Annotated in this window: 22 protein-coding genes; 16 read left to right on the forward strand and 6 right to left on the reverse strand. The window is 72.7% G+C overall.

Annotated features, from left to right (window positions below; genetic code table 11):
* The 10 genes from GT030_RS06625 to GT030_RS06670 all read left to right on the forward strand — a co-directional run.
* A partial coding sequence (locus GT030_RS06625; protein ID WP_161200268.1) for a hypothetical protein occupies positions 1-246 on the forward strand: 246 nt, incomplete at its 5' end.
* 31 nt (positions 247-277) lie between these two features.
* On the forward strand, positions 278-472 hold the full coding sequence (locus tag GT030_RS06630; RefSeq protein WP_086693401.1) for a hypothetical protein: 195 nt from the start codon (positions 278-280) through the stop codon (positions 470-472).
* Positions 473-729: 257 nt separating this feature from the next.
* Positions 730-1,005 (forward strand): Sec-independent protein translocase subunit TatA, encoded by a 276-nt coding sequence (gene tatA, locus GT030_RS06635; RefSeq protein ID WP_161200269.1) that lies wholly within the window; start codon positions 730-732, stop codon positions 1,003-1,005.
* A 90-nt stretch (positions 1,006-1,095) separates the two neighbouring features.
* Entirely contained in the window at positions 1,096-1,992 is an 897-nt protein-coding gene (tatC, locus tag GT030_RS06640; protein WP_161200283.1) for a twin-arginine translocase subunit TatC, read from the forward strand.
* A gap of 122 nt (positions 1,993-2,114) precedes the next feature.
* Positions 2,115-4,967: a DEAD/DEAH box helicase gene (locus GT030_RS06645; RefSeq protein ID WP_161200270.1), complete on the forward strand. Its 2,853-nt coding sequence runs from the start codon at positions 2,115-2,117 to the stop codon at positions 4,965-4,967.
* A 295-nt stretch (positions 4,968-5,262) separates the two neighbouring features.
* Positions 5,263-6,906: an ATP-binding protein gene (locus GT030_RS06650; RefSeq protein WP_237522238.1), complete on the forward strand. Its 1,644-nt coding sequence runs from the start codon at positions 5,263-5,265 to the stop codon at positions 6,904-6,906.
* Positions 6,903-7,310: a roadblock/LC7 domain-containing protein gene (locus GT030_RS06655; protein WP_030812755.1), complete on the forward strand. Its 408-nt coding sequence runs from the start codon at positions 6,903-6,905 to the stop codon at positions 7,308-7,310. Before GT030_RS06650 ends, GT030_RS06655 begins: the two co-directional genes overlap by 4 nt.
* On the forward strand, positions 7,307-7,717 hold the full coding sequence (locus GT030_RS06660) for a DUF742 domain-containing protein (RefSeq protein WP_135792652.1): 411 nt from the start codon (positions 7,307-7,309) through the stop codon (positions 7,715-7,717). The genes GT030_RS06655 and GT030_RS06660 overlap by 4 nt, the downstream gene beginning before the upstream one ends.
* A complete protein-coding gene (locus GT030_RS06665; RefSeq protein WP_135792653.1) occupies positions 7,698-8,327 on the forward strand; it encodes an ATP/GTP-binding protein in 630 nt (209 codons plus the stop codon). The genes GT030_RS06660 and GT030_RS06665 overlap by 20 nt, the downstream gene beginning before the upstream one ends.
* Positions 8,328-8,371: 44 nt before the next feature.
* On the forward strand, positions 8,372-9,892 hold the full coding sequence (locus tag GT030_RS06670) for a cytochrome P450 (RefSeq protein WP_161200271.1): 1,521 nt from the start codon (positions 8,372-8,374) through the stop codon (positions 9,890-9,892).
* 9 nt (positions 9,893-9,901) lie between these two features.
* Here the strand turns inward: GT030_RS06670 and GT030_RS06675 are convergent, their stop codons facing one another.
* Positions 9,902-10,855 (reverse strand): pseudouridine synthase, encoded by a 954-nt coding sequence (locus GT030_RS06675; protein ID WP_161200272.1) that lies wholly within the window; start codon positions 10,853-10,855, stop codon positions 9,902-9,904.
* Between the two features lie 70 nt (positions 10,856-10,925).
* On the opposite strand from GT030_RS06675, the gene GT030_RS06680 reads away from it, so the two are divergent.
* Complete coding sequence (locus tag GT030_RS06680) at positions 10,926-11,507, forward strand: GNAT family N-acetyltransferase (protein WP_161200273.1); 582 nt, start codon at positions 10,926-10,928, stop codon at positions 11,505-11,507.
* 9 nt (positions 11,508-11,516) lie between these two features.
* On the opposite strand, the gene GT030_RS06685 is transcribed toward GT030_RS06680, so the two are convergent.
* The gene (locus tag GT030_RS06685) at positions 11,517-12,359 is read right to left on the reverse strand and encodes a siderophore-interacting protein (RefSeq protein ID WP_161200274.1); all 843 of its coding nucleotides are present in this window, start codon (positions 12,357-12,359) and stop codon (positions 11,517-11,519) included.
* 113 nt (positions 12,360-12,472) lie between these two features.
* On the reverse strand, positions 12,473-13,393 hold the full coding sequence (locus tag GT030_RS06690; RefSeq protein WP_161200275.1) for a 5'-3' exonuclease: 921 nt from the start codon (positions 13,391-13,393) through the stop codon (positions 12,473-12,475).
* Between the two features lie 187 nt (positions 13,394-13,580).
* Between GT030_RS06690 and GT030_RS06695 the strand changes: the two genes are divergently transcribed.
* From GT030_RS06695 to GT030_RS06710, 4 genes are all read left to right on the forward strand, one after another.
* Positions 13,581-14,663, forward strand: coding sequence for a glycine betaine/L-proline ABC transporter ATP-binding protein (locus GT030_RS06695; protein ID WP_161200276.1), 1,083 nt, complete (start codon positions 13,581-13,583; stop codon positions 14,661-14,663).
* Positions 14,656-16,464 (forward strand): ABC transporter permease/substrate binding protein, encoded by a 1,809-nt coding sequence (locus GT030_RS06700; protein ID WP_161200277.1) that lies wholly within the window; start codon positions 14,656-14,658, stop codon positions 16,462-16,464. Before GT030_RS06695 ends, GT030_RS06700 begins: the two co-directional genes overlap by 8 nt.
* Positions 16,465-16,810: 346 nt before the next feature.
* On the forward strand, positions 16,811-17,383 hold the full coding sequence (locus GT030_RS06705) for an XRE family transcriptional regulator (protein ID WP_086696308.1): 573 nt from the start codon (positions 16,811-16,813) through the stop codon (positions 17,381-17,383).
* On the forward strand, positions 17,383-18,102 hold the full coding sequence (locus GT030_RS06710) for a helical backbone metal receptor (protein ID WP_161200278.1): 720 nt from the start codon (positions 17,383-17,385) through the stop codon (positions 18,100-18,102). Before GT030_RS06705 ends, GT030_RS06710 begins: the two co-directional genes overlap by 1 nt.
* Here GT030_RS06710 and GT030_RS06715 read toward each other — a convergent pair.
* Entirely contained in the window at positions 18,014-19,135 is a 1,122-nt protein-coding gene (locus tag GT030_RS06715; protein ID WP_161200279.1) for a TDT family transporter, read from the reverse strand. The genes GT030_RS06710 and GT030_RS06715 overlap by 89 nt on opposite strands.
* A gap of 71 nt (positions 19,136-19,206) precedes the next feature.
* Here GT030_RS06715 and GT030_RS06720 point away from each other — a divergent pair, with 71 nt between their 5' ends.
* Positions 19,207-20,121 carry a LysR family transcriptional regulator gene (locus GT030_RS06720; protein WP_161200280.1) on the forward strand — a complete coding sequence of 305 codons (915 nt, stop codon included), beginning with the start codon at positions 19,207-19,209 and terminating at the stop codon, positions 20,119-20,121.
* Here the strand turns inward: GT030_RS06720 and GT030_RS06725 are convergent.
* Both GT030_RS06725 and GT030_RS06730 read right to left on the reverse strand, forming a co-directional pair.
* A complete protein-coding gene (locus GT030_RS06725; protein ID WP_161200281.1) occupies positions 20,118-20,810 on the reverse strand; it encodes a gamma-glutamyl-gamma-aminobutyrate hydrolase family protein in 693 nt (230 codons plus the stop codon). The two genes, GT030_RS06720 and GT030_RS06725, sit on opposite strands and share 4 nt — an antisense overlap.
* A 43-nt stretch (positions 20,811-20,853) precedes the next feature.
* A partial coding sequence (locus GT030_RS06730) for an FCD domain-containing protein (protein ID WP_161200282.1) occupies positions 20,854-21,111 on the reverse strand: 258 nt, incomplete at its 5' end.

The following is a 21,111-nucleotide window of genomic DNA, read 5'->3' on the forward strand; positions in this document are numbered from 1 at the left end:
GCCTTCGCCGGGATGCGGCGCGTCGTCCCCGTGGTGTTCAAGGCGGCCTGCCCCGACTGCCGGGGCCGGTTCGAACTCGCCGCCAGCGCGCTGCGGCTGGCCATCGGCGGCTCCAGCCGGACCACGTTCTACTCCTTCACCTGCCCCGAGTGCGGCACGGCGGTGCGCAAACCCGCCGGGGACCGGATCGTGCAACTGCTCAGCGGGGCCGGGGTGCGGACCCTGCGGCTGCACTCCACCGTCTGAGACGGCTGCGGCACGGTCTAGGCTCGTCCCCATGTTCTGGCCGATGTTCGCGGTAGCCATGGGATTTCTGGGTCTCGCCGTACTGGGGGTGCTCGCCGTCCGCGTCTTCGTGGCCGCGCGGCAACTCGGCCTCCAGGTCGCCGACTCCGGACGCCGCATCAGCCGCGCCGCCGAGGACCTGGAGCGGGCCGCGGTGAGCACCGCCCGCGCCGCCGACACACTCTGACCTGCGGGGTGACCGGGGCGCCGGACACGCCACAAGCGGTTTGCGTCACTTCGCCCTGTCATGCGGGACAGACGTACGGGTACGCTGCTGGTCGCGGTGCGAAGAACGAGGCGCGTACCGCGGACCGGGAGTACGCACGGGGATTGCCTCTCGTTTACCCCTGAGCGTTACGATCGCTGCCGGCACGACCATCCGGGCGCTTGTCCGAGCGGTCGGACAGCACCCCCACCCCCGCCTCGGTGAGAAGGTACTAACTCATGATCGGAAGGCTCGGTCCTACCGAGATCATTCTCATTCTCGTCGTCGTCTTCCTGCTCTTCGGCGCGAAGAAGCTTCCGGACATGGCCCGCTCGCTGGGCAAGTCCGCGCGCATCCTCAAGAGCGAGGCCAAGGCGATGAAGGAGGAGAGCAACACCTCCACGCCTCCGGCCCCGGGCGAGCAGCCCCCCGCGCAGCGCACCATCCAGGCCGCCCCCGGCGACGTGAACAGCGCCCGCCCGGTCAACGAGCCCACGGACACCACCCAGCGCTGACCCGCGGCCGCACCACCGGCCTGCCGCACGAGATGAGGACGTGGGTTGCTCAAGTCTGCCCGCAAGAAAGAGAAGGACCCCGAGGGGCGGATGCCCCTCGTGGAGCACCTGCGCGAGCTGCGCAACCGGCTCGCGAAGGGCATGTTGGCGATCACGATCGTCTCCGTGGTGGCCGCCTTCTACAGCCAGGACCTGATGTCCTTCCTCTCGCATCCGGTCCCGCGCTGCACCGGGGGCCTGGGTGAGTCCACCGGAGGCTCCTGCGCGGTCATCGCCTACACCGACCTGCTGTCGCCCTTCACCACCACGGTGAAGGTCTGCTTCATGGCGGGCGTGGTCATCTCCAGCCCCGTCTGGCTGTACCAGCTGTGGGCGTTCGTCGCCCCGGGCCTGCACCGCAACGAGCGCAGGTACACCTACGGGTTCGTGGCCGCCGCGGTGCCGCTGTTCATGGCGGGCGCCTGGCTCGCCTACACGATCCTGCCGATCAGCATGCGGGTGCTGCTGGGCATCACCCCCGACGGCTCGGCGAACATCCTGCCGATGGACAAGGTCCTGGACTTCATCGTCCGGATGATCCTCATCTTCGGCGGCGCCTTCGAGCTGCCGCTGCTGCTGGTCATGCTGAACTTCGCCGGTGTGGTGACCGGGCGCCGCATGGCCGGCTGGTGGCGCGGTGTGGTCATGGGCGTCTTCGTCTTCGGTGCCGTCGCCACCCCCACCACGGACCCCTTCGGCATGATCGCGCTGGCCGGCCCCATCGTGGTGCTGTACTTCATCGCCGTCGGCATCGCGCTGCTCAACGACCGCCGCCGCGAGCGTGCCGACGAGGCGGCCGAGCTGGACGACGACGAGGCCTCGCCGCTGGACCACCGGCCGGAGCCGATCGCCGGCCCCGAGCGGCTGACCGCCGCCGTCCCCGAGCAGGCCCGTCAGGCCGAGGCCCTGCCGCCGGGCCGGTACGAGGGCTACGACGACGTCACCTGAGCGCGTACCCGTGAGCGAGGGGCCGGACGGATCTTCCGTCCGGCCCCTCGTCCGTGCGGGAGCCCGTCTGCGCAGGCGGGCCGGAGTCGGGCGTTCCGGTTCGGTGGGCGTGGGAAGCGATAATGATCGTCCTGTTGTCGGTGCGGGCCGGTACGCTCGAAAGCACGATGACAGAGGACCTCTCACCGGCCGAGCGGTACGCGGCGTCCCGAGTGCGGGCCGCCGAGCAGGCCACCGCGCTCGCGGGCTTCCGCGAGATGTACGACTTCGGCCTCGACGACTTCCAGGTGGAAGCCTGCACCGCACTCGAGGGCGGAAAGGGCGTGCTGGTGGCCGCCCCCACCGGCTCGGGCAAGACGATCGTGGGCGAGTTCGCCGTCCATCTGGCCCTGGAGCAGGGCAAGAAATGCTTCTACACGACACCCATCAAGGCGCTGTCCAACCAGAAGTACGCCGACCTGTGCCGCCGCTACGGAGCCGACAAGGTCGGCCTCCTCACCGGCGACAACAGCGTGAACTCCGACGCCCCGATCGTCGTCATGACGACCGAGGTGCTGCGGAACATGCTGTACGCGGGCTCCCAGACCCTCCTGGGCCTCGGCTACGTGGTCATGGACGAGGTGCACTACCTCTCCGACCGTTTCCGGGGCGCCGTCTGGGAAGAAGTGATCATCCACCTGCCCGAGTCGGTGACCCTGGTGTCGCTGTCGGCCACCGTGTCCAACGCCGAGGAGTTCGGTGACTGGCTGGACACCGTGCGCGGCGACACCGAGGTGATCGTCTCCGAGCACCGCCCGGTACCGCTGTTCCAGCACGTGCTCGCCGGACGGCGGATGTACGACCTGTTCGAGGAGGGCGAGGGCAGCAAGAAGGCCGTCAACCCCGACCTCGCCCGGCTCGCCCGGATGGAGGCCACCCGGCCCTCCTACCAGGACCGCAGGCGCGGCCGTGCCATGCGCGAGGCCGACCGGGAGCGGGAGCGCAGGCAGCGCCAGCGCGCCTGGACGCCGAGCCGGCCCGAGGTCATCGAGCGCCTGGACGCCGAGGGCCTGCTGCCCGCCATCACCTTCATCTTCAGCCGTGCCGCCTGCGAGGCCGCCGTCCAGCAGTGCCTGTACGCGGGCCTGAGGCTCAACGACGAGGAGGAGCGGGAACAGGTCCGCGCCCTGGTCGAGGAGCGCACCGCGAACATCCCGTCCGAGGACCTGCACGTCCTCGGCTACTACGAATGGCTGGAGGGCCTGGAGCGCGGCATCGCCGCCCACCACGCCGGCATGCTGCCGACCTTCAAGGAGGTCGTGGAGGAGCTGTTCGTACGCGGGCTGGTCAAGGCCGTGTTCGCCACCGAGACCCTGGCGCTCGGCATCAACATGCCCGCCCGCTCGGTGGTGCTGGAGAAGCTCGTCAAGTGGAACGGCGAACAGCACGCCGACATCACCCCCGGCGAGTACACCCAGCTCACCGGCCGGGCCGGCCGCCGGGGCATCGACGTCGAGGGCCACGCCGTGGTGCTGTGGCAGCGGGGGATGAGCCCCGAGCACCTCGCCGGGCTCGCGGGCACCCGCACCTATCCGCTGCGCTCCAGCTTCAAGCCGTCGTACAACATGGCGGTCAACCTGGTCGAGCAGTTCGGGCGGCACCGCTCGCGGGAGCTGCTGGAGACGTCGTTCGCGCAGTTCCAGGCGGACAAGTCGGTCGTCGGGATCTCCCGGCAGGTGCAGCGCAACGAGGAGGGGCTGGAGGGCTACAAGGACTCCATGACCTGCCACCTCGGCGACTTCGACGAGTACGCGCGGCTGCGCCGCGAACTCAAGGACCGGGAGACCGAGCTGGCCCGGCAGGGCGCCAACCAGCGGCGCGCCGAGGCCGCCGTCGCCCTGGAGAAGCTCAAGCCGGGCGACATCATCCACGTGCCCACCGGCAAGTACGCGGGTCTCGCGCTCGTGCTCGACCCCGGCCTGCCGGCCGGGCGGACCGGCGGCCCCCGGGGCCTCGACCACCACGACGGGCCCCGCCCGCTGGTGCTCACCGCCGAACGGCAGGTCAAGCGGCTGGCGTCGATGGACTTCCCCGTCCCGGTGGAGGCGCTGGACCGGATGCGCATCCCGAAGACGTTCAACGCCCGCTCCCCGCAGTCCCGTCGGGACCTCGCCTCCGCGCTGCGCACCAAGGCCGGGCACATCCCGCCGGAGCGCGCCCGCAAGAAGCGTTCGCAGGCCGCCGACGACCGGGAGATCGCCCGGCTGCGCACCGCGATCCGCGCACACCCCTGCCACGGCTGTGACGACCGGGAGGACCACGCCCGCTGGGCCGAGCGCTACCACCGGCTCCAGCGCGACACCTCGCAGCTGGAGCGGCGCATCGAGGGCCGCACCAACACCATCGCGCGGACCTTCGACCGGATCGTGGCCCTGCTGACCGAACTGGACTATCTCCGGGGCGACGAGGTCACCGCCAACGGCAAGCGGCTCGCCCGGCTCTACGGCGAGCTGGACCTGCTGGCCAGCGAATGCCTGCGCGAGGGCGTCTGGGAGGGGCTCGGCCCCGCCGACCTCGCCGCCTGCGTCTCGGCGTTGGTGTACGAGGCACGGGTCAGCGACGACGCGATGGCACCCAAGCTGCCCTCGGGGCCGGCCCGGACCGCGCTCGGGGAGATGGTGCGGATCTGGGGTCGACTGGACGCGCTGGAGGAGGACTTCCGGATCCGCCAGACCGAGGGTGTCGGGCAGCGGGAGCCGGATCTCGGGTTCGCGTGGATCGCCCACCAGTGGGCCTCGGGGAGGGGGCTCGACGAGGTCCTGCGGGAGGCGGAGATGCCCGCGGGGGACTTCGTGCGGTGGACCAAGCAGGTGATCGACGTTCTCGGGCAGGTTGCCGCGGCCGCTCCCGCGGAGGGCTCGACGGTCGCCAAGAACGCGCGCAAGGCTGTCGACCAACTGCTGCGAGGGGTTGTCGCCTACTCGTCCGTGGGGTGAGGTTCCGCGCGCGGTCGCGGGTGGGCTGTGGCTGGTCGCGCAGTTCCGCGCGCCCCTGAGGGGCCGGCTCGGCCGGCCCCTCTTCGCATGCCCGCGTGGCACTACCCAACGTGTTCGAATGGGTGCTCGCCGTGTAAATAGGGGTGACGGTACTCCTGTTGCGCGGGGGATTTCAGGTGCTTGCCGAATATGACACGGGGGTGTCCCGGTCGGATTAGGCTCGCCCGCGGCGGACCCGGTTGAGATGGATTCGGGCGCCTGTTCCCCTATATACCGTTCTTCCCAGAAGGCATCCATGGTGAGTGTTCAGAAACCTCCCGGTGTCCGTGAACGTCCCTACGCGCAGGTGTTGTTGCCGCCCGCCCTGGTGATGGCCGCGGTGACCGCGGCCGCCGTGTTCCTGGTGCCGGGCTCCGCCCGGATCGCCGTCGCCTGCTGCGGGCTGGTGGCCACGCTGCTGCTGCTCGCCACCGCGAGCGAAGTGGTGCGGCGCGGGCGTCAGCTCCGGGCCGCCGAGGCCGAGAACGCCCGGCACACCGCGTATCTGGAGCACCGCATCGCCGCCCATGACGCGGAGATCGTCCGTCTCGGCTCCGAGGTGCTGCCCCTCGCGCTCGCTCGGCTGCGCGGGGGCGAGCGGCTGCGGGACGTGCTGCGCCACGTCGTCGACGAGGACCCCGAGCTGCGTCATCTCCCGCCGTCCCAGCGCGAGTTGCTACGAGTGGCGCTGCGCGGTGCCGAGCACGAGATCAACATGCGGGACGCCACCCAGCGGGCGTTCGTCACCACCGCCCGGCGTGTGCAGGCCATCGTCCACCAACAGGCCAAGGAACTGCGGGAGATGGAGGAGGACCACGGCCGCAACGCCGAGGTCTTCGACGACCTGCTGCGCGTCGACCACGGCACCGCGCTGATCGGCCGCCTCGCCGACTCCATCTCGGTCCTCGGCGGCGGCCGTCCGGGCCGCCAGTGGCCGGTGCCCGTCTCGCTCTACAGCGTGCTGCGGGGCGCGATGTCCCGCATCCTGGAGTTCCCCCGGATCAACCTCGCCTCGATCGTCAACATCAACATCAAGGGCACCTCGGTCGAGCCGGTCATCCACGCGGCGGCCGAGCTGTTCGACAACGCCACCCGCTACTCGCCGCCCTCGACCAAGGTGCACGTCACCGCCTTCGAGGTGCAGACCGGCCTCGCCATCGAGATCGAGGACGCCGGGGTCAGCCTCAGCGAGGAGGGGCGGGCCCGCGTCGAGCAGATGATCCTGGACGCCCGCGCCGACGACGACGCGCACAACCTCGGCGACAGCCCCCGGCTCGGCCTCGCCGTGGTCGGCCGGCTCTGCAACGCCTTCGACATGGACGTCTCGCTGCGCGCCTCCGCCTACGGCGGCGTCCGCGCCATCCTCGTCGTCCCCCGCGACATGCTCACCACCGAACCCGGCGTCGGCGCCGCGCACGGCATCGGCGCCACCGCCGTGCCGATGCCCGAACTCGGCGCGCTGGAAGGACCCAAGCGCCCGCCCAAGCGCCGCCGCCCCACCGCGCCCCGCATCCCCGCCCCGGCCTCGATGGAGGACGACGTCCCCGAGGTCACCGAGTGGACGGCGAACGGACTGCCGCAGCGACGCAGCCGGGTGACCGTGCCGCTCAGCCAGCGCTACGCCGAGCAGGCCGCCATCGAGCAGGCCGAGCGCGAGGGGCGCCCCACCATCTGGTCCCGGACCCAGCCCGAACCGGAGCCCCGGCACCCGGCCGATCCCGAGCGGCAGAAGCTTCTCGACCGCGAACCGGGCATGTGGGTCGACGCCTTCTGGGAGGGCATGAAGAAGGGCAACGAAGGCGCCCATCCGACCGACTTCACCCGGAATCCGACCGCCTACCTGCATCTGATCGACGACTCGGCCGACACCGGCGCCGGCGACGAGGGGGAGCCCAAGTGATCCAGCAGCGTGCCAACTTCGACTGGATGCTCAAGCAACTGCACGACGGCGTACCCGGCATCGAGATGATCGTGGTGCTCTCCTCGGACGGCCTGCGCATCGCCCGCTACGGCGGCGACCCCGACGCCGCCGACCGGGTGGCCGCCGCCTGCGCCGGCGTACAGAGCCTGGCCGGGGCGGTCGCCCAGGAACTGCCCGGCAGCAGCGGTGAGATGAAGCTCGTCGTCATCGAGATCGACGGCGGCTACTTCTATCTGATGGCCGCCGGTGACAACGCCTACCTCGCCGTCCTCGCCGACGTGGTCTGCGAGCCCGGACGGATGGGCGGCATGATGCGCGACCTCGTCGTCCGGATCGGCGCCCACCTCACTTCTCCGCCCCGGCGCGGCGGGCAGGCCGTATGACCCCGCGCCGCAAACGGCGCCTGCCGCAGGAGGCGCCCTCCCCGCCGCCCCTCGCCCCGGACGCGGGCGAGGAGGCGGAGGCCGGGAGCCCCGAGCGGCTGTACGCCGTCACCGGACTGCACGACGGCGGGCGGGCGCAGCTCGATCTGGTCACCCTGATCGTGGCGCGCTCGGCGCCCCCGCCGTCCGGCACCCCCGAGCAGGCGGCCGTGCTCCGGCTCTGCTCCGCGCCCCTGTCCGTGGCCGAACTCTCGGCCTACCTCGATCTGCCGTTCAGCGCGATGACCGCGCTGATCACCGAGCTGATCGGCGCCGACCTGGTGCAGGCCCGCGCCCCGATCGTCCGCCAGGCGCTCCCCGACCGGACCCTCCTCGAAGCGGTGATGCATGGACTTCAACGCCTCTGACGCCGTCCCCGCGATCCCCGGCCCGCGCACCGAGGAGCGGCTCCCGCAGACCGCCCAGGCCGCGGTGAAGATCGTGATCGTGGGCGGCTTCGGCGTCGGCAAGACCACCATGGTCGGCTCGGTCAGCGAGATCAGACCGCTGACCACCGAGGAGACCATGACCCAGGCCGGTATCGGCATCGACGACAACTACGGCTCCGAGACCAAGACCGCCACCACCGTGGCCATGGACTTCGGCCGCATCAGCATCACCGAGAAGCTGGTGCTCTACCTCTTCGGCACTCCCGGCCAGGAACGGTTCTGGTTCCTGTGGAACCGCCTCTTCGAGGGCGCGCTCGGCGCGGTCGTCCTGGTCGACACCCGCCGGCTGGACGTCAGCTTCGACGTCATGGGCCGCCTGGAGGAACGGGGCGTGCCCTTCATCGTCGCCGTCAACTCCTTCCCGGACGCGCCCCGGCACCCCGTCGAGGAGCTGCGGGGCGCGCTCGACCTGGCCCCGGAGATCCCGATCGTCGAGTGCGACGTGCGGCGCCGCGCCTCCAGCAGGGACACCCTGCTGACGCTGATGCACTTCCTGCACTCCCTCGCCCGGTCCGGCGCCCTGACCTGAGCGGGCGCGCGAACCCCACCAGCCGTTTCCCGAAAGCGATCACTGTGACGCCTGAACCCCAGACCCCGACAGGCACCCCCGACACCGCCCCCGGTCCGCCGCCGGGCTGCCCCGCGCACGGCACCGGCCCCGGCGGCCTGCACCGGCTGTACGGCCCGGACGCGCTCGACCTGGACGACCTCTACGAGCGGCTGCGGGAGAAGCACGGCCCGGTCGCTCCCGTCCTCCTCCACGACGACGTGCCCATGTGGGTGGTCCTCGGGCACGCCGAGAACCTGCACATGGTGCGCAGCCCCTCGCAGTACACCCGCGACAGCCGGGGCTGGACCCCGCTGCTGGAGGGCAGGGTCAAGCCCGACCATCCGCTGATGCCGCACATCGCCCGGCAGCCGATCTGCGCGCACGCCGAGGGCGACGAGCACCAGCGGCTGCGCGCGGCCGTCACCGCCGCCATGGACACCATCGACCACCGGGGGCTGCGCCGCTCCATCAACAGCTCCACCCAGGAGCTCGTCAACCGCTTCTGCGGGCGCGGCCGGGCCGACCTGGTCTCCCAGTTCGCCGAGCACCTGCCGATGGCCGTGATGTGCGAGATCCTCGGCATGCCCGAGGAGTTCGACGACCGGATGGTGCAGGCCGCCCGGGACGCGCTCAAGGGCACCGACACCGCCATCCAGAGCCACGCCTACGTCATGGAGGCGCTCAGCGGGCTCACCACCCGGCGCCGGGCCCGTCCCGAGGACGACGTCACCAGCCACCTCATCACGCACCCGGCGGGGCTCAGCGACGACGAGGTCCGCGAGCACCTGCGGCTGCTGCTGTTCGCCGCGTACGAGACCACCGCCAACCTGCTGGCCAACGCGCTGCGCATGGTGCTGACCGAGCCGGGGTTCCGCGCCCGGCTCAACGGCGGCCAGATGACGGTGCCGGAGGCGATCGAGCAGTCGCTGTGGGACGAGCCGCCCTTCAGCACGGTGCTCGGCTACTACGCCAAGCAGGACACCGAGCTGGGCGGGCAGCGCATCCGGCGCGGCGACGGGCTGCTGTTCGCGCCCGCACCGGGCAACGTCGACCCCCGTGTACGGCCCGACCCGACCGCGCACATGAAGGGCAACCGGTCCCATCTCGCCTTCGGCGGCGGCCCGCACGAATGCCCCGGCCAGGACATCGGGCGGGCCATCGCCGACATCGGGGTGGAGGCCCTGCTGACCCGGCTGCCCGACATCCGGCTGGAGTGCGCCGAGGAGGACCTGCGCTGGCGGTCCTCCATCGCGTCCCGGCACCTGGTGTCGCTGCCGGTGCTGTTCGAACCCAAGCCGCAGCAGGACGTCAACCGGGCGCCCAGCATGTCCTCCCTCCACCCGCACCGGGCCGGGGCGCCGGTGCCGCAGCCGCGCGCATGGCTGGAGGAGAAGGCGGAGGACAAGGCGGCGCAGCGGATGGAGGGGGCGGAGCGGACGGAGCCGGTGCCGCCCGCCGAGCCCGCCGGGTCCTGGCCCGCGTCGCCGGAGAGCGCGCCGCCGAGCCGCTGGCAGCGGATGTGGCGGTGGCTGCTGGGGGAGTAGGCCCGCCGGTCAGGCGCCCGCCCACTCCGCGGGCGACGTCCACGCCTGGAGTGTGCGCCCGCTGACGAAGCTGTGCCGGGCGCCGGTCAGCGGGTCGGTGAACTCCAGCCTGCGGGCCAGGAGTTGCAGGGGGCGGCGGAAGTCGCCGGGCGCGGTGACCGGGGCCACCTCCGGGTAGAGGGGGTCGCCGAGGATGGGGACGCCGAGCGAGTTCAGGTGCACCCGGAGCTGGTGGGTCTGGCCGGTGGCGGGCAGCAGGCGGTAGCGGGCCAGTCCGTCCCGCTCGCGGTGCCCGTCGATCTCCACCCGCGTCACCGCGTTGGGCTCGCCCGTCACCTCCCGTGCGGCCAGCACCCCGCGCTCCTTCAGAATCCGGCTGCGCACGGTCCGGGGCAGCTCCAGCTCCGGGTCGTGCCGGGCGACGGCCTCGTACTCCTTGTGCACCCGGCGGTCGCGGAACAGCCCTTGGTAGGCGCCGCGTTCGCCGGGGCGGACGGTGAACAGCACCAGTCCGGCGGTGAGCCGGTCCAGCCGGTGCGCGGCGCCGAGCTCGGGCAGGCCGAGGTCGTGGCGGAGGCGGGCGAGCAGGGTCTGAAGGACATGGGAGCCGCGCGGGGTGGTGGCCAGGAAGTGCGGCTTGTCGGCGACGACGATGTGCTCGTCCCGGTACACCACCTCGACCGGGAACGGCACCGGCACCTCCGGCGGCAGCTCGCGGTGGAACCACACGAACATCCCCGGCCGGTACGGCGCGTCCGGCGCCACCGGCAGCCCGTCGGCGCCCACCACCGCCCCGGCGTGGAACATCGCCTCCACCGCGCCCGGCCCGGCGCCCGTCAGCCGCGCCACCAGATGCTCGCGCACCGTGGCCCACGCCCCCTCCACGGGCAGCCGTACCCGCACGGGGTCGACGCCCCGGCGCTGGGGGAGCGGGGCGGGCGGGGGTTGCGTACGGCGTCTCATCAGGTGTCCCAGGGTACGGGGGCGGCCCAATCCGGTTGGCCCGCCGCCCGGCGCTTGGCAGGATGCCGGCATGCCGTATCTGACCAGCCCGGTGCTGCCCGAAGGAACCCTCTCCCGCCGGCCGCAGCCGGAGATCCCGGCCGCCGCCGGGCTGCGCCTGCGCCCCTGGCGGGCCGAGGACGCGCCCGCCGTCCACGCGGCCTTCCAGGACCCGACGCTCAACCAGTGGCACGCCAGGTCCTGCGACTCCCCCGAGGAGGCCGCCGGCTGGATCGAGGACTGGCACGCACAGTGGACGCGGGAGTGCGACGCCCAGTGGGCCGTGGTCCGGGCGGACACCGGTGAGCTGTGCGGCCGGGCCGCGCTGCGGGAGATCCGGCTGCGGGACGGTGTGGCCGAGGTGGCGTACTGGACGGTGGCGTCGGCGCGCGGGCAGGGCGTGGCCCGGCACGCCACGGACGCGCTGGTGCGCTGGTCGTTCGACGAGATCGGCTTCAACCGGCTGGAGTTGATGCACGCCACCGCCAACGAGGCGTCCTGCCGGGTGGCCACCAAGGCCGGGTTCGCGGTGGAGGGCACCCGGCGCCGGGCGCTGCTGCACCCGGACGGCTGGCACGACATGCACCTGCACGCCCGGCTCAGGGGCGACTGACCCGCCGGTTCACGCGGCCGCGTTCTCCTGCTCGGCCTCGATCCGCGCGTTCCACTCCGGCTTGCTGGCCTGCCAGCCGTCCTCGTTGTGGCCCAGGCGCCAGTAGCCGGAGATGGACAGGTCCTCGCGCGGGATCTGCGCCTCGACCCGCAGCATCCGGCGCAGCTCCTTCACGAAGGACGCCTCGCCGTGCACGAACGCGTGCGGGCGGCCCTCGGGGAACTCCAGTGCCCGTACGGCCTCCAGCAGGGCCTCGCCGACCGGGCGGTCCCCGCGGTGCAGCCAGACGACCTCCACATCGGAGTCGATCTTCTGCTCCTCCCCGGGCCCGGCCACCTCCACGATGGCGTGCGCGGGCGTGCCGGCCGGCAGGCTCTCCAGGGCGCGGGCGATGGCGGGCAGCGCGCTCTCGTCCCCGGCGAGCAGATGCCAGTCGGCCGTCAGATCGGGGGTGTAGGCGCCGCCGGGGCCGAAGAAGCGCAGGGTCTCGCCGGGGCGCACCCGGGTGGCCCAGGGCCCGGCGAGACCCTCGTCGCCGTGGATGACGAAGTCGAGGGTCATCTCCCGGTCCTCGGCATTCCAGGCGCGCACGGTGTACGTACGGGTCACCGGCCACTGCTCGCGGGGGAGTTCGGCCCGGATCGCCTCCAGGTCGAACGGCTCCGGGTAGGTCATCCCGTCCACCGGGGCGAAGAGCAGCTTCACATAGTGGTCGGTCCAGGTGTCGGCCGAGAAGTCGGCCAGTCCGGCGCCGCCGAGCATGATCCGCTGGACGTGCGGGGTCAGCCGCTCGGTGCGTACCACCTGGGCGGAATGGAGCTTGCGCGGCTTTCGCCCCGGACGCTCTGCCATGACGGCCTCCTGCTGCCTTGGTTAGGTTTACCTAAGCTAGCACCTCCCCCCGGTGCCCCACCGGTGCCGGGGGGCCCTTCGTTCGAGAATTTCCCATGCGGAGGAAGCCGTATTCACGCCTTCAGGGTGGTCAGCAGCCGCTGAAGGGAGCTGCCCAGGCCCCAGCGGGCCGCGAGCGCGTCCAGGGCGGCGGGGTCGCGCGGGGTGTGCGGCAGCGCGGTGTCCACCTCGGGCAGGGGGACGTCGCCGGCGACCCGGACGACCTTCGGGGCGACCGCGAGATAGGGGGCGGCCTCGGTCAGGCGCTTGCGCTGGGTGGGGGTGAGCTTCGCCTTCGGGTCGTCCACGGCGGCGACGATCCCGGCCAGGTCCCCGAACTCGGCGAGCAGCTTGGCCGCCGTCTTCTCCCCGACACCGGGCACGCCCGGCAGGCCGTCGCTCGGGTCGCCGCGCAGCAGTGCCAGGTCCGCGTAACCCCGGCCGTCCACGCCGTACTTCTCGCGCAGCCACGCCTCGTCGGTGAGCTGGAGGGTGCCGACGCCCTTGAGCGGATACAGGACACGGATGTCACGGGCGTCGTCGACCAGTTGGTACAGGTCGCGGTCGCCGGTGACGATGTCGACCGGGCCGTCCGCGCGGGCGGTGAACGTGCCGATCACGTCGTCCGCCTCGTATCCGGCCACCCCCACGCGGGCGATGCCGAGCGCGTCCAGCACCTCCTCGATGACCGGGACCTGGGGGGAGAGGGTGTCCGGCACCTCCTCGGCGTCGGGGGCGCCCTCGTGCTCCTCGGCCACCCGGTGTGCCTTGTAGGAGGGGATCAGGTCGACCCGCCACTGGGGGCGCCAGTCCGCGTCCATGCAGGCCACCAGCTTGTCCGGGCGGTGGTCCTTGACCAGGCGGTCGATGAAGTCCAGCAGTCCGCGCACCGCGTTCACCGGGGTGCCGTCCGGCGCCCTGACCGAGTCCGGCACGCCGAAGTAGGCGCGGAAGTACAGCGAGGCGGTGTCGAGAAGCATCAGTCGTCCGGTCACGCTCGCATCATGCCGCACCGCACCGACAGCGGGCCCGCGCGCCGGGCCCACGGGTGTGACCTGGGGCACTTCGGTGTTTGGCTCAAATACGACCGGGCAGGCGCCGCGCGCCGGAACGAGGCAATTGCTTATCAAGTGACAACTATCCCTCGTTTCCTGCTTCTTGCCGCCTAGCCGAGGGACATGCATGACCGCGAGAATCGAAGCCGAACATCTCTACAAGGTGTTCGGCAGACGACCGGACCAGGCCGTGGCACGGCTCGAACAGGGCGCCGGCCGCGACGAACTGCGCGCGGAGGGCAGCACCGCCGCCGTCATCGACGCCTCCTTCGCCGTCGCGCCGGGGGAGATATTTGTTGTCATGGGCCTGTCCGGCTCGGGCAAGTCCACCCTGCTGCGCACGCTCAACGGCCTGCTCACGCCCACCGCGGGCCGGGTCCGCTTCGACGGGCAGGACCTCACCGCGCTCGGTGACCGGGAGCTGCGCGAGGTCCGGGCCCACAAGATCAGCATGGTGTTCCAGCACTTCGCTCTCTTCCCGCACCGCAGCGTCCGTGACAACGCCGCGTACGGCCTGGCCGTGCAGGGCGTGCCCCGCGCCGAGCGCGAACGCCGCGCCGACGAGGCGCTCGCCCTGTGCGGGCTGGCCGGCTGGGAGGACTCCTGGCCCGACGAACTCTCCGGCGGCATGCAGCAGCGCGTCGGCCTCGCCCGCGCGCTGGCCACCGACGCCGACCTGCTGCTGATGGACGAGTCCTTCAGCGCCCTGGACCCGCTGATCCGGCGCGACATGCAGGACCAGCTCCTCGAACTCCAGAAGACGCTGCGCAAGACCATCGTCTTCATCACCCACGACCTCAACGAGGCCATGCGCCTGGGCGACCGCATCGCCGTCATGCGCGACGGCCGCATCGTGCAGACCGGCACCGCCGAGGACATCCTGCTGCGCCCCGCGGACGACTACGTCGCCTCCTTCATCCAGGACGTCGACCGCTCCCGCGTGCTCACCGCGTCCGCGGTCATGGACACCGACGTGCGCGGCGACGAGGCCGACTGCGCCTGCGAGACCGCCGCGCCCGGCACGCCGTTCACCGAACTGTGTGCGCTCAGCGCCCGCCTGAGCCACCCGGTCGCCGTCCTCGACGCCGGCCGCACCGTGGTCGGCGTCGTCCCCGAAAGCCGCCTGGTGGGCTTCCTCGGCGACGAGCAGGGAGACCCGATCGCCTGCGACCACCCCCGCGACGGCAGGAAGGTGACCGCCCGTGCCTAGGCTTCCGCTCGGCGACTGGGTCGACTCCGGGGTCGACTGGCTGGTCGGCCACCTCTCCTGGCTCTTCGACGCCGTCCGCGCCGTCCTGGAGGGCATGTACGACGGCATCGACGCCGTCCTCACCGCCCCGCAGCCCCTGCTGCTCGCCGGCATCCTCGCCGTCCTCGCCTGGTGGCTGCGCGGACTGCTCGCCGGTGTCCTCGCCTTCGCCGGATTCGCCCTGGTGGACTCCCTCGACCTGTGGGAGCGGGCCATGTCCACGCTCTCGCTGGTGTTGGTCGCCACCATCATCGCGCTGGTCATCTCGATCCCGCTCGGCATCTGGGCCGCCCGCTCCCGTGCGGTGAGCGCCACCCTGCGCCCCGCCCTGGACCTGCTCCAGACCATGCCGTCGATGGTGCTGCTGATCCCGGCCATGCTCTTCTTCGGGCTCGGCACCGCGGCCGGTGTCGTCGCCACGCTGATCTTCGCGCTCGCCCCCGGCGTCCGCATGACCGAGCTGGGCATCCGCCAGGTCGACGCCGAACTGGTCGAGGCCGCCGAGGCGTTCGGCACCACCCCCCGCGACACCCTGTGGCGGGTGCAGCTCCCGCTCGCCCTGCCCACCATCATGGCGGGTGTCAACCAGGTCATCATGCTCGGCCTGTCCATGGTCGTCATCGCGGGCATGGTCGGCACCGGCGGCCTCGGCGGCGCCGTCAACGAGGCCATCGGCCAGCTCGACATCGGCTACGGCTTCGAGGCGGGCGTCGGCATCGTCGTCCTCGCCATCTACCTCGACCGGGTCACCGGCGCGCTCGGCACCCAGCTCTCCCCGCTGGGCCGCCGCGCCGCCGCCAAGGCCCGGCCCACCGCCTGGTCGTACCGGCCGCGCCCGGCCGTCGCCGTCGTCGCGGTGGTCGTGCTCGCGCTGGTCGCGGGCGGGCTCGGGGTCTTCGGGCCCGGCGCCGCCAAGTCCACCGCGTCCGGTACGGACATCGGGCAGGGCAAGGAGATCAAGCTCGGTTACATCCCGTGGGACGAGGGCATCGCCTCCACGTTCCTGTGGAAGGAACTGCTGGAGCGGCGCGGCTTCAAGGTCAGCGTCACCCAGTACGCGGCCGGCCCCCTCTACACCGGCCTCGCCACCGGCCGCCTGGACTTCGAGACCGACTCCTGGCTGCCCACCACGCACGCCGAGTACTGGAAGAAGTACGGCGACCGGATGGAGGACCTGGGCAACTGGTACGGCTCCACCTCCCTGGAGCTGACCGTCCCGTCCTATGTGAAGGACGTGAACTCCCTGGCCGACCTCAAGGACCACGCCGCCGAGTTCGACGGCCGGATCATCGGCATCGAGCCCAGCGCGGGCATGATGGGCCTGCTCAAGGACAAGGTGCTCGACCAGTACGGGCTCAAGGGCACGTACCAGGTCGTCGACGGCTCCACCCCGGCCATGCTGACCGAGCTGAAGCGGGCCTACGCCAAGAAGCAGCCCGTGGTCGTCACCCTGTGGTCCCCGCACTGGGCCTACAGCGACTACCGGCTGAAGAAGCTCAAGGACCCGGCCGGCGCCTGGGGCAAGGGCGACAAGGTGCACACCCTCGCCCGCAAGGGGTTCAGCGAGGACAACCCCGAGGTCGCCAAGTGGCTGAAGGACTTCTCGATGACCGAGAAGCAGCTCACCGGCCTGGAGGCCCGCATCCAGAAGGCCGGCAAGGGCAAGGAGCAGGACGCCGTCCGCGCCTGGCTCAAGGAGAACCCCGGCCTGGCCGGTACCTGGGCACCGGCCGGCAAGGCCGGGCGGGAAGCGGCCGGATGAGGTGAGGGGGCGGACGCCGGACCGCGTCCGCCCCCGGGGGCCGGTCTCACCACCGTAGAGATCCGGCCAACCACGGAGCGCCATGGACCCCGCCTCGCGGGAACACCTGGGGACGCCCGAGCCTTGAAGCAGGTGAACGCCGCGGAAAGCATGGGCTGGACCAGGCGTCCGGCGGACCGCGGCACTGGCGCGAACCGTGGGGTGCCGGCCCTGCGGCGGCGCGGGATGTGAGAGGCGCGTGAAACGGTTTGCCGAACGTGCGTAGGGTGCAGACAACTCAGGACAGGGACGCCCGGCACGAGGCGTCCGGGCAGCCGCGCCACGCGTGAAGGAGGGAGCCGCAGCGATGGGCGACCACAAGGAGCGACAGCCCGTGCGGGTCGGTGCGGCCGTCCGGCGGCGCCGCCGGACGCTCGAACTCACCCTCGCGGTCGTGGCCGAGCGCAGCGGCCTCTCGGTGCCCTTCCTCAGCCAGGTGGAGAACGACCGGGCCCGCCCGAGCCGCACCTCCCTGGAGAAGGTGGCCGACGCGCTGCGCACCACCGCGGTGGAACTCCTCGCCGCCGCCGACCCCGCGTGCAGCGTGGACGTCGTACGCGGTGAGCCGCTCGCCGAGGGCGACTTCACCGCCCGGACCCGCGCGCTGGTGCGCGGCCACCACCAGTTGCACGCCTCCGAGTTCACCGGCGACCACGACGCCGGCCGCGAGTTCCAGCACCGCAACGACGAGCTGATGTACGTGGCCGACGGCGCGGTCGAGATCGAGGCCGAGGGCCGCGCCTACCGGCTCGGCCGCGGCGACACTCTGTACCTGACCGGCGGTGTCCGCCACCGCTGGCGCGCCACCGTGCCGGACACCCGGGTGATCGTGGTGGCCGTCGCCGAGCACATCGAGGCGGTCCAGGACCGGGCGCGCTAGTGCGGGTCGTCTCCCTGGTGCCGTCGCTCACCGAGGCGGTCGCCGTGACGCTGCCCGGTGTCCTCGCCGGGGCCACCGACTGGTGCGAACGCCCGGCGGACCTCGATGTCGAGCGGATCGGCGGCACCAAGAACCCCGACACCGCGCGGATCGCCGCCCTCGAACCCGACCTCGTGATCGCCAACGAGGAGGAGAACCGCGCCCCCGACCTCGACGCCCTGCGCGCCGCGGGCGTCCCGGTGCTGGTCACCGAGGTGCGGACCGTGCCGCAGGCGTTCACCGAGCTGGAGCGGGTGCTGTCGGCGTGCGGTGCCACGAGCCGGCCCGGCTGGCTGGACCGCGCCGAGGCGGCCTGGGCCGCCCTGCCCGCGTCGCTGCGGCCGGTCAGCGCCGTGGTGCCCGTCTGGCGCCGCCCCTGGATGGTGCTCGGCCGGGACACCTTCGCGGGCGACGTCCTGGCCCGCCTCGGCGTCCGGCACCTCTACGCCGATCACGCCGAGCGCTATCCCCGCATCCCCGTCGAGGAGCTGAACGCGGCGGCCCCCGAGCTGGTCGTCCTGCCCGACGAGCCGTACCGCTTCACCGCCGACGACGGCCCCGAGGCGTTCCCCGGACTGCCCTGCGCCCTCGTCAGCGGACGGCACCTGACCTGGTACGGACCCTCGCTGCTCGAAGCGCCCCGCGTGCTGGCGGAGGCGCTGGCAGCAGCGCCCCGCTGAGCAGGCCGCGCACGGTACCGGTGGCCGCCGCCCCCCAGGCGATGAGCAGCAGGGCGTACAGGCCGACGGCCAGCCCCGCGTACACGGCCAGGCCGGTGTGCCGGGCCAGGGAGGCCGCGCCGGTGACGCACGTGCCGACCGGGAAGGTGAGCCCCCACCAGGTCAGCGCGAACCGCATGCCCCGGCGCCGCGCCCGCACCAGCTGCGCGGCGGCGAACGCCAGCCACAGCAGCGCGAAGCCCATGACGGGCACCCCGTACAGCACGGCGAACACCGCGAGCCCCCGGTCGTACGGCGCCGGGACCACGCCCGGCGCCAGGTCCGCGATCGCGCCGGTGGCGGTGGCCGACTGGCCCAGCGGGCCGAGGACCAGGAACAGGGCCGGGGTCAGCGCGAGCGGCAGCGGGCCGTGGAGCAGCAGGCGGGCGAGGAGCAGCGGGAGCATCAGCAGCGTGGCCAGCAGGCTCAGCCCGAACAGCGCCAGACAGCCAAGCAGCAGGGTCTCGCGGGGCTGGCCGGGCGGCAGATACGGCACCAGGGCCGGGCCCAGCGCGGCCGACACCATCGGCGCGACCAGCGGCAGCAGCCATACGGGGGTGGCGTCGGCGAGGGCGGGCCGGTGCCGGGTCACCATCAGGTACGGCACCGCCACGGCCACCGCCAGCCCCAGCGCGGTACCGGCGGTGAACAGAACGGCGTCCAGGGCCACGGCCGCTTGGGTGCCGGTCCAGTACCGGCCGGCCGAGAGCGCGCCGCCGCCGACCGCGAGGAGAGCCATGGCGGTGCAGCCGTGGAAAGGGGCCGTCGCCGGGTCGAGGAGGTGTTCACGGCCCTGGTCACGATGGTGGGTCCAGTGCAGGGCGCGGGCCGCGAGGAGGGCGAGCAGCAGGAGCAGGGAGAGGGTCCACAGGGCGGCGCAGAGCCAACGGATGGGGGAGGGGAGGGCGGCGCCCGCCGAGCCGACCATCGCCGTGCCCATGACGGCGGCGTACCAGTTCGGGCCGAGGTGGCGGAGGCGGGCTGCGATGACCATGGGACCAGCTTCCTGGCCCGGGGCCGACGCTGACCAGGGCGTTCGTTTCTATGGGGACATAAGGTGGTCTTATGAGCGAAGAGCAGGCGAGGAGCGGTTCGCTGGCGCACCGGGTGCCCGATCTGGGCGCGCTGGAGCTGCTGCTGGCCGTGGCTCGGCTGGGCAGCCTGGGCGCGGCCGCGCGTGAGCTGGGCATCACCCAGCCCGCCGCCAGCAGCCGGCTGCGGTCCATGGAACGGCAGCTCGGCGTCGCCCTGGTCGACCGCTCCCCGCGCGGCTCCCGGCTCACCGACGCGGGCGCGCTGGTCACCGACTGGGCGCGGCAGGTCGTGGCGGCGGCCGAGGTGTTCGACGCGGGCGCGCAGGCGCTCCGGGCGACACGGGACTCCCGGCTGCGGGTCGCGGCCAGCATGACCATCGCCGAGTACCTGCTCCCCGGCTGGCTGCTCGCGCTGCGCGCCGGGCGGCCGGACACGGCGGTGTCGCTGCTCGCGGGCAACTCGGCCAAGGTCGCCGAGCTCCTGCTGGCGGGCGAGGCCGACCTCGGCTTCGTGGAGGGGCTGACCGTACCCACCGGGCTGGACTCGGCCGTCATCGCCCACGACCGGCTCACCGTCGTCACCGCCCCCGGCCACCCCTGGGCCCGCCGCTCCCGCCCCCTGACGACGGCGGAACTCGCCGCCACCCCCCTCATCCTCCGCGAACGCGGCTCCGGCACCCGCCAGGTCCTCGACGCCGCCCTCGGCGCCCCCGCCCGCCCCCTCATCGAACTCTCCTCCACCACCGCCGTGAAGGCCGCCGTGATCAGCGGCGCGGGCCCCGCCGTCCTCAGCGAACTGGCCGTCGGCGAGGAACTCACCACCCGCCGCCTGGTCGGCATCCCGGTGGAGGGCGTCCCGCTGCGCCGGGATCTGCGGGCGGTATGGCCGACGGGACACCGGCCCACGGGGCCGGCGAGGGAGCTGCTGTCCCTGACGCGGAGCTAGGGCGTGTCCGCCGCGGCGACCAGTGCCCGCATCACCCGGTCGTCCGTGCCCATCTCCGGGTGCCACTGGACGCCCAGTACCCAGCCCTCGGCGGAGGGGAGTTCGACGGCCTCGATCGTGCCGTCGGCCGCGTGGGCGGAGGGGGTGAGGGCGGGGGCGAGGCGGTCGATCGCCTGGTGGTGGTAGGTGGGGACGCTGGTGCCTTCGGGCTGGATAGAGGCGTAGAGGGTGCCCGGTACCGGGTGGACGGGGTGGGCGCCGAAGACGCCGACCGCCTCCGTGTGGCCGTCGAGGTGCTGGACGAGGGTGCCGCCCAGGGTGACGTTGAGGAGCTGCATGCCCCGGCAGATGCCGAGGAGGGGGACGTGGGCGGCCAACGCGGCTTCGATCAGGGCGAGTTCCCAGACGTCGCGCTCCGGGGCGGGCGGACCGCAGCGGGGGGAGCGTTCGGCGCCGTAGTGGACGGGGTCGACGTCGGGGCCGCCCGCGACGACCACGCCGTCCAGGCGGGCCACCACCTCCGCGGCCAGCGCCGGGTCGTCCGGCGGCAGCAGGGCGGGGAGGCCGCCGGAACGGCTCACCAGGCGGGGGTAGGCGGCGGGGAGCAGCGCCGCCTCCAGCTCCCAGACGCCCCAGCGAGCGCCCGCCTCCAGATACGTACTCACGCCGATCAGCGGCCGTCCGCCCATGTGCCCTCCAAAGGTGCTCACACATACCTTTGCAGAGCCGGGGTCAGGCCAGGAAGCCCCGCAGGAGTGCCGCCGTGCCCGCGCAGTGCTCCCGCGCGATCTCCCGCGCCGCGTCCGCGTCCCTGTCCAGCACCGCCTCCACCAGCGCGGTGTGCTGCCGCTGGGAGTGCTCCAAGTTCCTCACCAGCAGCGGGATGCAGTCCAGCAGGTCGTTGACGCCCGCCCGGACCGCCGCGTACTGCGCCGCCAGCGACGCCGAGCCGCACAGCCCGGCCAGCGTCAGATGCAGCAGGGTGTCCCG

Source organism: Streptomyces sp. SID1328 (assembly GCF_009865595.1).
Taxonomy (GTDB): domain Bacteria; phylum Actinomycetota; class Actinomycetes; order Streptomycetales; family Streptomycetaceae; genus Streptomyces; species Streptomyces griseoluteus.